The sequence below is a fragment of the Devosia chinhatensis genome (assembly GCF_000969445.1).
In the GTDB taxonomy this organism is placed as follows: Bacteria; Pseudomonadota; Alphaproteobacteria; order Rhizobiales; family Devosiaceae; genus Devosia; species Devosia chinhatensis.
The window spans coordinates 538,235-551,275 of the sequence record NZ_JZEY01000061.1 but is presented as its reverse complement, the minus strand read 5'-3'; the positions used below and the strand labels follow the sequence as shown (position 1 = coordinate 551,275).

The 13,041-nt window shown below is 61.7% G+C and carries 8 protein-coding genes; 6 read left to right on the top strand and 2 right to left on the bottom strand.

What is annotated here, in order from left to right:
* The first annotated feature begins 26 nt into the window (after positions 1 to 26).
* The 5 genes from VE26_RS12960 (at position 27) to VE26_RS12940 (ending at position 9,731) form a co-directional block, all read left to right on the top strand.
* Positions 27 to 416, top strand: coding sequence for a response regulator (locus VE26_RS12960; protein ID WP_046105639.1), 390 nt, complete (start codon positions 27 to 29; stop codon positions 414 to 416).
* 212 nt (positions 417 to 628) lie between these two features.
* A complete protein-coding gene (locus VE26_RS18530) occupies positions 629 to 3,139 on the top strand; it encodes a methyl-accepting chemotaxis protein (RefSeq protein ID WP_052715904.1) in 2,511 nt (836 codons plus the stop codon).
* A gap of 264 nt (positions 3,140 to 3,403) precedes the next feature.
* Positions 3,404 to 5,455 carry a methyl-accepting chemotaxis protein gene (locus tag VE26_RS12950; protein ID WP_052715903.1) on the top strand — a complete coding sequence of 684 codons (2,052 nt, stop codon included), beginning with the start codon at positions 3,404 to 3,406 and terminating at the stop codon, positions 5,453 to 5,455.
* 158 nt (positions 5,456 to 5,613) lie between these two features.
* Positions 5,614 to 7,683, top strand: coding sequence for a methyl-accepting chemotaxis protein (locus tag VE26_RS12945; RefSeq protein ID WP_052715902.1), 2,070 nt, complete (start codon positions 5,614 to 5,616; stop codon positions 7,681 to 7,683).
* A gap of 263 nt (positions 7,684 to 7,946) precedes the next feature.
* Entirely contained in the window at positions 7,947 to 9,731 is a 1,785-nt protein-coding gene (locus VE26_RS12940; RefSeq protein ID WP_046105638.1) for a methyl-accepting chemotaxis protein, read from the top strand.
* Here the strand turns inward: VE26_RS12940 and VE26_RS12935 are convergent.
* Positions 9,728 to 10,231, bottom strand: a complete 504-nt coding sequence (locus tag VE26_RS12935; protein ID WP_046105637.1) for a disulfide bond formation protein B — start codon at positions 10,229 to 10,231, stop codon at positions 9,728 to 9,730. The genes VE26_RS12940 and VE26_RS12935 overlap by 4 nt on opposite strands.
* Before the next feature lie 84 nt (positions 10,232 to 10,315).
* Positions 10,316 to 11,146: a DUF72 domain-containing protein gene (locus VE26_RS12930; protein WP_046105636.1), complete on the bottom strand. Its 831-nt coding sequence runs from the start codon at positions 11,144 to 11,146 to the stop codon at positions 10,316 to 10,318.
* A gap of 151 nt (positions 11,147 to 11,297) precedes the next feature.
* Between VE26_RS12930 and atzF the strand changes: the two genes are divergently transcribed.
* On the top strand, positions 11,298 to 13,010 hold the full coding sequence (gene atzF, locus VE26_RS12925) for an allophanate hydrolase (protein WP_046105635.1): 1,713 nt from the start codon (positions 11,298 to 11,300) through the stop codon (positions 13,008 to 13,010).
* The last annotated feature ends 31 nt before the right edge of the window (positions 13,011 to 13,041 follow it).

The following is a 13,041-nucleotide window of genomic DNA, read 5'->3' as shown; positions in this document are numbered from 1 at the left end:
GCAGGCGCGTAGAGGTAAGAACAACCATGCCAAAAGCCAGCGCTGTCAGCGTCCTAATCGTTGACGATCAGCAGTCGATGCGCGGCATCGCCAAATACATTCTGACCCAGCTCGGGTTCAAGGAGATCATTGAAGCCAAGTCCGGCCGCGATGCCTTGGGCAAGCTCGAGAAATCCAATGTCGACCTCATCATTTCCGATTGGAACATGGACGATATCGACGGGCTGACCCTGCTCAAGGTGATCCGCAAGCATCCCCGCACGCAGGCCATGCCCTTTATCATGGCGACGGGCCGCTCGGATAAGGAACAGGTCAAGGAAGCCATCTCGTTCGGGGTGAACAATTATATCATCAAGCCCTTTGATGCGATGACCATGAAAAAGCGCATCGAGGCGGTCATCGGCGCTCTTACCTGAGCGGCTGCAGCACCAGGACATTGTCGAGCGCTCCTGCCGAAAGGCAGGGGCGTTTTGCATTTCAAAGCGGCAATTGCCGCAAAAGTGGGCAATGAGGATTTGCCCGTAAGGAGTGATTAATCTCGAGCCTATATCGTTTTCACCCAATCGATCGGAGGAATTCCAGCCCGTTTTGCGACAGGGCGGAAAGATCGTTGCCGGGGGAAATCTCAATGACTATCGTGCCACGCCTGAAGCTCGCCCAGAAATTGCCGCTGGCTCTTGTGGGTTGCGCCCTGCTGGTGAGTGCGGGGGTGGGTATTTCCAGCTACATGATCGGGCTGGGGACCGTGCAGGAGCAGCGGGAGCAATCCATGCAGGCTTCGCTCAATACCGCTGCCGCGATGGTGGGCGACTATTACAAGAGTGCGGAAGTGGACTTGCGGCTCTTCGTGCAGCGGTCCGATACGGTTTCGGCCATGCGCAATCTCACGCGAGCGCTGGACGAATTGCGCATGGGCCTGGCGGAACGCGCCGCCCCCTTGCTGCAGAGCGCCTATGTAACCGAGAGCCCCAATCCCCAAGACCGCGCGGCGGTGGACAGCAATATCAAGGGCGCGATGTATGACGCGCCCCACAAGCGCTTCCATCCCGGTTTCCGCACGCTGATGCAGGAGCGCAATTATGCCGACGTGCTGATGATCAGCGCAGCGGGAGACGTGATCTACTCGGTCGCCAAGAATGCCGATTTCGCCAGCAGCGTAGCCAATGATGCGTCCGGCCTGGGCCAGGCCTTTGCTGCGGCCAAGGATCTGGCCGATGGCGAGGCGGCTTTCGTGGACTTTTCCGTCTATGAACCGGCCGGTGGCGCGCACAGCTTCATGGCTATGCCGGTCTATGACAAGGACGAGAATATCGGCGTCATGGTGCTCTCGATCTCGCCCGAGGCGGTGAGCACCCTGATTGCCGGCCTGTCGGGCCTGGGCGCCAGCGGGGAAGTTGTGGTGGTGGGCGAAGATGGCCTGTTGCGCACGGAGTCACCCCGCACCGAGACCGCCGACGTACTCGCCACGACGCTGACGAGCCCGGTGATTGCCGATGCCTTTGCCGGTCTCGGTGGGGAAGGGATCAGTCAGGATTATCGCGGCGCACCCATGGTGGTCCGGGCGCAGGGCGTCCAGGTCGGGACCGTCGACTGGGCGGTGGTTGCCGTGCAGCCCGAGGCCGAGGCCTATGCCGCGGTGGCGCAGATGCGCAACATGACCCTGGCTGTGGGCGGCGGGCTGCTGCTGCTCGCCGCGATTGCCAGCATGCTGTTCGCCCGCTCGATCAGCCGACCGATTACCCGCCTGACGCACAGCATGGAAGCGCTCGCCAATGGCGATCTATCGGTTTCGGTGCAGGGTGGACGCCGGCACGACGAGATCGGCGCCATGGCGCGCACGGTGGACGTGTTCCGCGAGAACGCGCTCAAGGTCAACGAGATGACCGAGGCCGAGGCGGCCCGGATCATCGCCAATCAGGCAGAGCGCGCGGCGATGATGCAGGAATTGCAGCGCGCCTTCGGCCAAGTCGTCGATGCCGCCATTGCCGGGGACTTCTCGCGCCGGGTCGATGCCGAATTCCCCGATGACGAACTCAATGCTCTTGCGAGCTCGGTCAACGAATTGGTGGAAACGGTTGATCGGGGCCTGGGGGAGACCGGTTCGGTACTGTCGGCGCTGGCGCAGACCGATCTCACGAGACGCATGCAGGGCGATTATAGCGGAGCCTTTGCGCGGCTCAAGAACGACACCAATGCCGTGGCCGAGAAGCTCACCGACATCGTTGGCCAATTGCGTGAGACCTCGCGCACGCTGAAGACGGCGACCGGCGAAATCCTCTCCGGCGCCAACGATCTTTCGGAACGCACCACCAAGCAGGCCGCGACAATCGAGGAAACCTCGGCTGCCATGGAGCAATTGGCGGCAACCGTGCTGGCCAATGCCGAGCGGGCGCGTGAAGCCAGCACGGTGGCGAGCGGGGTGACCGCCACGGCCGAGCAGGGTGGGCAGGTCATGTCCAATGCCAACCAGGCCATGGAACGGATCACCGCATCCTCGGCCAAGATTTCCAATATAATCGGTCTGATCGACGATATTGCCTTCCAGACCAATCTTCTGGCGCTCAACGCTTCGGTGGAGGCAGCACGGGCGGGAGAGGCCGGCAAGGGCTTCGCCGTGGTGGCAGTGGAAGTGCGGCGACTGGCGCAGTCTGCGGCGCAGGCTTCCAGCGACGTAAAGGCGCTGATCGAGCAGAGCGCGACCGAGGTCAAGGGCGGTTCGCGGCTGGTGGCCGACGCGGCAGCGCGGCTGGAGCAAATTCTCGATTCCGCGCGGGCCTCGAGCGAATTGATGAATGGCATTGCCCACGAAAGCCGGGAGCAGGCGGCTTCCATCGAGGAAGTGAACACGGCCGTGCGCACCATGGACGAGATGACCCAGCACAATGCGGCCCTCGTGGAGGAAATGAATGCCTCCATCGAACAGACAGAATCCCAGGCCACCCAACTCGATCGCATCGTGGACATCTTCGCTCTCGAGCAGCGCCAGACGGCCAGCCGCATTTCGCCGAGTGCGCAACCCAAGCCGGCGAAGAGCATTGGCGAGGGCGCGCGCGGGTTGCAGGCCAAGCTCAGCAGAGTGGCCAAGTCCTATCTCAGCAAGGGAAATACGGCTGTCGATGCCGACTGGAGCGAGTTCTAGGCTTGCCGAGTCAGCTTGTGGAACGAGGGCGCGGTCGAGCGCCCTTTCTGTTGCAGACAAGAAACGCAGGCGTGGTCGGCAATTGTGACCGCATGGCGGAGGGAAGAGTCCAAATCATCGGTCGGCGTGATCAAAAAACGGGGTGAAAACGATTGCGGGACCTGTCCGTATAACTTTCAGTAACTCCCTTCTTTTAACGTTTTTGGCAGGTCGACGCGGAGCCCATCCGGCAATCACGCGTGTCCGCCTTGGGGGAAAACAGATATGAAGTCCATCGCACGCCTTTTGGGCAATGTGCGCATGACCACGACCATCCTGGTTCTGGTGCTTGCGTCGATAATCGGCTCCATCGCCGCCGTCTCGATGTCGATCTATCTCAACCTTCATGCGCGGGCACTCGAGGAGAGCAGCCTGCAGCAACAGACCAATCTGGGTGTCGCGGCCACGGTGCTCGAGCGGCGCATATCGGGTTCGGTGCTGACCTGGGCCGAGGACGGCACGATCGGCTCGTTCCAGAGCTGGGCCATTCCGCCCTTCTATGACAGCGAAGTCATCGACTCGGTGACGCGCGTGACCAAGCAGGATGCAGCGATCTACGTGCTTGCCCCCGAGACGGGGGACCTCGTTGCCAAGACCACGAGCCTGACGCTCGAGGACGGCAACCGCGCCGTGAACAATTCATTGCCCGCCGATAGTGCCGTGGTCGCGCAGATTGTTGCCGGCGAAAGCTATCTCGGCCCGCTGGACGTTGATGGCACGGTCTATCTCGCGGCGCTGCAGCCTATCAAGAAGACCAATGGCGATGCCCTGGGCGCCATTTTCGTCGGTACGCCAATGGCCAATGTGAACGCGGCGGCGACCAGCGTCATCGGCCTCATTCTGATGGTGGGCGGCATCGTCACGCTGGCGCTGGGCCTTGTCGGCTTCATCGCCTCGCGCTTCATCACCCGCCCCATTCCGCGTCTTGCCAATGCCATGGACCACATTGCGGAAGGCAATTACGAGACTGAAGTGCCCTATACCGGCATGGGCAACGAGGTGGGCGCCATGGCCCGCGCCGTGGAAGTATTCCGACAGAATGGCCTGCGCGTCAGCCAGATGACCGAGGCGGAAGCCGCGCGTATCGTCGTCGACGAGGAAAAACGCCGCCAGATGATGAGCGAGCTGCAAAGCGCCTTTGGCGACGTCGTCGATGCGGCGCTGGCGGGCGACTTCAGCCGCCAGGTCCAGGCCAGCTTCCCCGATCCCGAACTCAATGCGCTGGCCGGCAGCATCAACAATCTCGTCGCCACGTTCAATCGCGGTGTGACAGAGATCGGCTCGGTTCTGGGCGCCATGGCCGACACCGACTTCACGCGCCGTATGGAAGGCGACTATGAAGGTGCCTTCGCCCGCCTCAAGGCGGACACCAATGCCGTGGCGGACAAGCTCAGCGAGGTGGTACGGCAATTGCGGCATACCTCGGGCTCGCTCAAGACGGCGACCGGCGAAATCCTTTCGGGGGCGAACGATCTTTCAGAGCGCACGACACGCCAGGCGGCGACGATCGAGGAAACCTCGGCGGCCATGGAACAGTTGGCGGCCACCGTGCTCAAGAATGCGGAACGCGCCCGTAATGCCAGCGCCAACGCGGCGCGGGTCACCCAGACCGCCGAGGAAAGCGGCAGGGTCATGGATGCGGCCAATGACGCCATGGACCGGATCACGGCATCGTCGTCCAAGATTTCCAATATCATCGGGCTTATCGACGACATCGCCTTCCAGACCAACCTTCTGGCTCTTAATGCCTCGGTCGAGGCGGCGCGGGCCGGCGAGGCAGGCAAGGGCTTTGCGGTGGTCGCCGTCGAAGTGCGCCGCCTGGCTCAAAGTGCCGCTCAGGCCTCCTCGGAGGTCAAGGTGCTGATCGAGCAATCGGCAGGCGAGGTGACTTCGGGTACCAAGCTCGTCGGTGATGCGGCCAGCAAGCTGGCGAGCATGCTCGAGGCCATCCGTGACAATACCCAGTCGCTCGAGGCCATCGCGCGCGACAGCGGCGAACAAGCCACCTCGATCGAGGAGGTGACTGCCGCCGTACGTACCATGGACGAGATGACCCAGCACAATGCAGCGCTGGTCGAGGAAACCAATGCCGCTATCGAGCAGACCGAGGCTCAGGCCACCCAGCTCGATCGGATCGTCGACATTTTTGCGGTGGACGACGACACCTATGGCCATGCCGAGACCGTGCATGCCCAGCAGCAGGCATTGCGGGCCGCGGCGCCTCGGCTGCGGAGCCAGGGAAATGCTGCGCTGGCTCAGGACTGGGACGAATTCTGAGGGCTGGCAGGTCCTTGACCCCCAAGTCCAGACGGTCCGCTCCCGGGCGGGCCGTTTCTTATGTCAAGGCTAATACTCGGTTAAGTCCATTGGGCTAGGTTTACCCTCAGTTATGCGCCGATTTCTGCTGATTTCGGCGCCGTATAAGGGGTCGGCCGATGGTCAGAAAACTCAACATCCTGGGCAATATCAGGATGACCACGGCGATCGCCGTTCTCGTCATTTCAGCAATCGTGCTCGCGATTGCCGTGGTATCTGCGGCAATCTATGTCAATCTCAACACCACGTTGCGCGCACAGGCGGAAACGCAGCAGCATTCCAATCTCAAGACGGCCGCGACGATTATGGCCAATAATCTTCCGGGCGCCGAGGTGATCTGGGCCGAGGATGGCGAGATCGAGACGCTGCGCACCTGGGCCATGCCGCGGCAATTCCTCAATCACGAACTGGTGGATTCCATCGTCCGGCTTACGGGGGAAACAGCGACGATCTTTGGCTGGGATCCCGAGCAGCAGGATTTTGTTCGGATGACCACGACCATCCTCAACGAGGAAGGCGAACGCATCCTGGGCACGACGCTCGGACAATCGAGCGCCGCCTATGCGTCCATGATGGCGGCCCAGCCCTATTTCGGCGAGGCGACAATTGTCGGGCGGCCCTATTACACAGCCTACCAGCCGATCGTCGACCAGAGTGGGAAGGCGATGGGCATTCTCTATGTCGGGGTGGACAAGGCTCGCGTCGAGGGCGTGGTCAGCGGCATGCTGACGTTGCTCGCCCTGGTGGGCGGTGCGGCTCTCGTGGTTCTGGGCGGCATCGGCTTTCTCGTATCGCGAGCGCTGATGGCGCCGGTGCCGCGCCTGGCCCGCACCATGAAGACCATTGCAGAAGGTGATTACGATACTGCCGTGCCGTATCTGGATCGGCGCAATGAAATGGGCGAGATGGCCCGCGCGGTCGAAGTGTTCCGCGAAAATGGCCTCAAAGTCAGTGCCATGACAGAGGAGGAACGGGCCGCGTCCGAACGTCGGCGCATCGAGCGCACCGACATGATGGTGGCTCTGCAAGCCGCCTTCGGCGAAGTGGTGGACGCCGCCATCGCGGGTGATTTCACCAAGCGGGTGCATGCCCAATTTCCGGACAGGGAACTCAACAGCCTGGCCGATAGCGTCAATGCCCTGGTCGAGACGGTCGATCGCGGGCTTGGCGAAACAGGCGAGGTGCTCTCGGCCATGGCTCGTGCCGACATGACGCGGCGCATGGAGGGGGACTACAAGGGCTCGTTTGCCAAACTCAAGCAGGACACCAATGCCGTGGCCGAGAAATTGAGCGAACTGATCGGCGGGTTGCGCGTGACGTCCCGAGCGCTCAAGACCGCCACGCGGGAAATCCTGTCGGGTGCCAACGATCTGTCCGAACGCACCACGAAGCAGGCTGCGACCATCGAACAAACTTCCGCTGCCATGGAGCAATTGGCCAATACTGTCGCGGAAAATGCCCGCATGGCCGATGACGCCAATGCCAGCGCCAATGCCGTATCCACCGATGCCGCCCGCAATGGGGAAGTGATGAACCAGGCCAATGCGGCCATGGAGCGAATCACGCAATCGTCGTCCAAGATTTCCAATATTATCGGCATGATCGACGACATCGCCTTCCAGACCAATCTGCTGGCGCTTAACGCCTCTGTCGAGGCTGCCCGGGCCGGCGAGGCCGGCAAGGGCTTTGCTGTGGTCGCCGTGGAGGTTCGCCGATTGGCGCAGAGCGCCGCAGAAGCGTCCTCGGACGTCAAGGCGCTGATTGAAACCAGTGCGCGCGAGGTCAAGACCGGCTCCGATCTTGTGTCCAGTGCTTCGGGGCAATTGCGCGACATGCTCGGCGCCGTTACCCAGAATGCGGGTCTCATGCAGGCGATCGCACGCGCATCCAAGGCGCAAGCGACTGCGATCGAGGAAGTGAGCGTAGCCGTTCGCACGCTGGACGAGATGACCCAGCACAATGCGGCTCTGGTGGAGGAAACGAACGCGGCCATCGAGCAGACTGAAGGCCAGGCCAGCGCGCTGGACAAGGTGGTGGACGTGTTCACCATCGACGGCGAGGCTCAGCAGGCGGAGGCGCCTCAGGCGCAACCGGCACAGCGCGCCAGGACCGAGAAGATGCGCCATGCCGCGCGCTCCTATCTCAGCCAGGGCAATGCCGCGATCGCCTCGGATTGGTCTGAATTCTAGAGCGAGGACGCCGCAAGGGAATGTTTGAGGGGGCAGCGATGCCCCCTTTTTCGTTGTCAACTTGATCGCGCGTCGTGACCTTTATCCAAGAAAGCTTGTGTTAAATACACCTCTCGCACTCGTTGATACCTAAAGAAATTAGGGTTCGACCACGTGATGCTTCATAGTATAAATTACTAAATCCGGCTAAACTTCGGATTAACCGATCGGGTGCAGTATTTGGTCCGTCAATTACAGTATCCGGAAATTTCCGGGGGTGTACAATGGTGGACTTTCCCTTCAGGCGGAAGGCAGGTGGCGGCAGCGAACGCGCCAAGCTCGACGCAATTTTACGCAGTCAGGCCGTCATCGAGTTCAAGCTCGATGGCACGATAATCACTGCGAACGAGAATTTTCTCAAGACGATGGGTTATCAGCTCGAAGAGGTGCTGGGCCGTCACCACTCGATGTTCTGCGAGGCTTCCTATGCGGCCAGCGAGGATTACAAGCAGTTCTGGGGTCGCCTTGGGCGAGGGGAATTCCAGTCCGCTGTGTACCGAAGGCTCGCCAAAGGCGGGCGCGAAGTGTGGATCCAGGCAAGCTATAATCCGGTGCTGGATCGTGCCGGCCGACCGGTCAGTGTCGTCAAGTTGGCGACCGACATCACCGCGCAAAAGCAGCAAGCCGCCGATAACGACGCCCAGATCGCAGCGATCTCGCGCGCCCAGGCCGTCATTGCCTTTAGCGTGGATGGAATCATCCTGACCGCCAACGACAATTTTCTCAGCACGCTGGGCTATCGGCTCGATGAAATCGCCGGCAAGCATCATTCCATGTTCTGCGCGGCCGATTATGCGAGCTCTTCCGATTATCGCCGCTTCTGGGAAACGCTGCGCTCGGGGGAATATGTGGCTGCCGAGTTCGAGCGTTTCGGCAAGGGTGGCCGGGAAGTCTGGATCCAGGCCAGCTACAATCCGATCTTCGATGCGTCCGGACAGGTGGTGAAAGTCATCAAGTTTGCGACCGATATTACCGACCGGAAGCGGGCGGAGGGGATCATCCAGGAATTGACCACCTCGCTGGCACGCATGGCCGGGGGCGATCTGGGCGGACGGATCGATGCCGTCTTCACCGGGCAATACGAGAATTTGCGGACGGCGTTCAACGATTCGCTCGGCCAGTTGCAGGATATCGTGTCGGGGCTGCGTCGCGCATCGCGCGGGGTCCGGACCGCAACCGCCGAAATCCTGGCCGGGGCAAACGATCTTTCCAGCCGCACTACCAAGCAAGCAGCGACGATCGAAGAAACATCGGCGGCCGTCGAGCAATTGTCCGGGACGGTCAGCGAGAATGCCGGCCGGGCTGCCAGTGCAAGCGACAAGGCTCGAGCGCTGGCGCAAAGCGCGGCCGAGGGAGGCGGGGTGATGGACGATGCAACCCGGGCCATGGCGGCCATCGAGGCCTCCTCGAGCAAGATCTCCAACATTATCGGCCTCATCGACGATATAGCATTCCAGACCAACCTCCTGGCTCTCAACGCCTCGGTGGAGGCGGCGCGCGCGGGCGAGGCCGGCAAGGGCTTTGCCGTAGTGGCCGTGGAAGTGCGCCGGCTGGCGCAGAGCGCAGCGGAAGCCTCTTCGGATGTGAAATCGCTGATCGAGGCCAGCGCGGGGGAAGTGCGCACTGGGGCTCATCTGGTAGCGAAGGCCGCAGCGCGACTGGCCGACATCCTTTTGGGGGCGGAAGAGAGCGCAGGGCTGATCGACGCCATCGCCCGCGCCAATCAGGAACAGTCTCGCGCCCTGTCCGAAGTCACCGTCGCCGTTCGGCAGATGGATGAGATGACCCAGCACAACGCAGCGCTGGTCGAGGAAACCAACGCCGCCATCGAGCAGACCGAAACGCAGGCCAGCGAGCTCGACCGCATCGTGGCGGTGTTCAAGACAGGATCGGAAGCCGACGAGGTCAGCCTCAAGGTCGTAAGCGGCAGCAAAGGCAAAGCACGGCCAGCGCGCACCTATGGCCAGCAAGGTAATGCGGCAATATCTGCGGACTGGAGCGAGTTCTAGCGACGGCTACGGAACTGGAACAGCATGGCGCTGGCCAGCAGGCCGACAATGGCAAGGCAGGCCAGCGCATTATATCCAGCCAGTGACAGGCCCAGGAACCTGAACTGAACGACATCGCAGCCGATGACGGGCTGCAGGTTGTCCAGGGAATCGAGCGTGAGGCCGCCTGGGGCGCCGACGCCCGAACAGGCGGTCGGGCCTGGCCAGAAGCCCCATTCGACACCCGAATGGAAGATGCCGAGGTAGGCGCCCCAGGCAAAGAGCGCAGTGGCAATGGCCATGCCGAGATACCAGACCGGCAGGGGCAGCCGGTTCCAGAGGATCAGCACAAGCGCCAGGACCGGCAGCGCCCAATAATAGGGCAGGCGCTGTTCGAGGCACAATTCGCAAGGTTGCAATCCGCCGATATATTGGCTTCCCAGCGCCCCCAGAATGGTGGCAAGGCCCAGAAGAAGAGCAAGGAAGGTGGCCAGTTTGTCCAGGGGGCGGGCTTTGGTCATGACGCAGTCTCGGGTGACGCTGAATAGTGCAGGAGGCCAATAGACCCCGATCGGGCCAAAAGCCAGACGGGAACGGCCTCGTGATCAGTCATTCGGCAAGGCGATGCCTAGGGCCTTGCGCAAAGCGATGGCATTGGCAGGGGCGTGCAATTTGTCCTCGTGGACGAAATAGGCAAAGACGTCATGCCCCTCGTCGCGCCAGCCTGCCATAGTGCTAGCCCAGTCAGCGAGGTCTTTGGCGCCATAACCTTGCGCGTCAGGCCGTGCCGGGCCCTGCAGCCGGCAATAGGCAAAGTCTGCGGTGAGCGTTCGGGAAGGATGCTCGATCGTGTCGACAATGACGCGAGCCACATTATGCTTCTGCAAAAGTGCCTCGGCCTCAGCGCTGTCGAAACTTTCGTGGCGGGGCTCTATGGCATGGCGGATGGCCTCGACGCCGGTTGCATCGAGGTGCGTCGGGCCGCGCGACGTGTCCGCCTCGGCGGCGAGCGCCTGGTAGTCCTTCACCGATTTGGGAAGAAGGGCAAGAAAGTCTGCGAAGGTCTCTGGGTCGAAGGGCAGGTTGGGTGGCAATTGCCAGACAAAGGGGCCAAGCCGGCTGCCCAAGGCCAAGGGGCCGGACGCAAGGAATGTGGCGAGCTCGGTCCGACAATTCTTAAGGCGCCGGATATGGGTGACCAATTGCGGACCCTTGATCGAAAAGCGAAAAGTCTCAGGGCTGGCCGCAGCCCAACGCGCAAAGCTCTCCGGTTTCTGATTGGCGCGGAAGGTGGCGTTGATCTCGATACTGGTGAGATGGGCGCTTGCGTAGGCGAGTTCGTGCTTTTGAACCAGACCTTGCGGATAAAAGGTACCGCGCCAGGGGGCATAGACCCATCCTGCTGTGCCAGTCCTGATCACGCCCTTAGTGGTCATGGCTTTCTCCTTACCGGAGCCTGACGCAACGACAAGCCTTTTGCAATCCACACCACATACTCCACATTGTGTACAATAAGGCTTTACCTGCACTTATTATGCGCAGTACTGTTTCCTAAGTGCAATTTATGGGCAGATATTTGTCGTGAGCATGCTCCTTCCGACCGACGCGGTCCGTGCCGCCTATGCGGCCTTGGCCCGTTATGACGACCCGGCTCTCTTCTTGGCCTTAAAGCCTGAAGTTCAGGCCATCGAGGAGGCCGCAACGTTGGAGGCGCAGGGTAGCCAGGGCCGGCCTCTCTTCGGCATGGTGGTGGCGGTCAAGGACAATATCGACGTGGCAGGGTTGCCGACGACAGCGGCCTGTCCTGCCTTTTCTCATATCCCGGATCGATCTGCGGAAGCGGTGAGCAAGCTCGAAGCGGCCGGGGCCATTGTGATGGGAAAGACGAATCTGGACCAGTTCGCTACCGGGCTCGTGGGTGTGCGCTCTCCCTATGGGGTGCCTCGCAATGCCTTGCGGGCCGATCTCATTCCCGGAGGGTCCAGTTCCGGGTCGGCGGTGGCCGTGGCGGCCGGTATCGTGGATGCGGCGTTGGGCACCGATACGGCCGGGTCGGGCCGCGTCCCGGCCGGGCTCAATGGGATTGTCGGTCTCAAGCCGAGCCTTGGCCTCATCTCCTCCATCGGCATGGTTCCTGCCTGTCGGACGCTCGACACCATTTCGGTGTTCGCCCGCGATGTGGAAACAGCCAGAAAGGTCACTGAAACCCTTGCCGGGTTCGACCCCAGGGATGGATTCTCGCGTCACCTACCAGCGCCAATGCCTTGCGGCTTTCCTCCGACACTGCGGGTCGGCGTTCCGATGGACGCACAAAGGCAGTTCTTTGGCGACGTCTTGTCAGAGGTTGCCTATAGCCGCGATCTCGAAACACTCGCGGATCGCGGCGCCACGCTCGTTCCGATCGATTTCGAGCCCTTTCACGCCGTGGCACGCCTGCTTTACGACGGGCCCTGGGTCGCGGAGCGCTATGCTACGGTCAAGCCATTGATCGAGAATGACCCCGACGCGCTCCATCCGGTCACGCGGTCCATTATCGGGGGAGCGCGCCACCATGATGCTGTCTCTGCGTTCGAGGCATTTTACAAGCTGGCCGACTATCGGGCCGCGCTGGCTCCTATCCTGTCGGCGGTGGACGTGCTGGCCGTGCCTACAGTCACGCGCTTCTATACACTCGCCGAGCTCGAGGATGAGCCTGTGCGTTACAATTCAAACCTTGGCGCCTATACCAACTTCGTCAATCTGCTGGATATGGCAGCAATCTCCGTGCCCGTGGGCAAGAGATCGGACGGATTGCCATCGAGCCTGACGCTGATTGGGCCGGCAGGCAGTGACGGTTACCTTGCCGGTCTGGCCAGTGGGCTGGAAAAGGGGAGAAGCGCTGGTCCGGTGCGGGGGTGCCCCGGGCATATCGAGTTGGCCGTGGTCGGAGCTCATCTCAGCGGCTTGCCGCTCAATGGTGACCTTGTGGCAGCAGGGGGTGTTTATCTGCGCAATGTGCAGACGCTGCCCGATTACCGCTTTTTCGCCCTGAATGGGACGGTGCCGCCCAAGCCGGGCCTCTTGCGGGTCGCTCCGGGCGAAGGGCAGGCCATTGCCGCCGAAGTTTGGGCTCTGCCTCCGGACGCTTTCGGTCGATTCGTCGCCGCCATTCCCGCGCCGCTCGGCATCGGGACGCTCAATCTGGACGATGGCACAGCGACAAAGGGCTTCCTCGTTGAGGCGGAAGCGGTCAAAAATGCCGAAGATATCAGTCATTTCGGTGGCTGGCGGGCCTATCTCGGGACGGCTCGAACCATCTGAGATCGTGCCGGTAATCATTTTTTGCCTTATT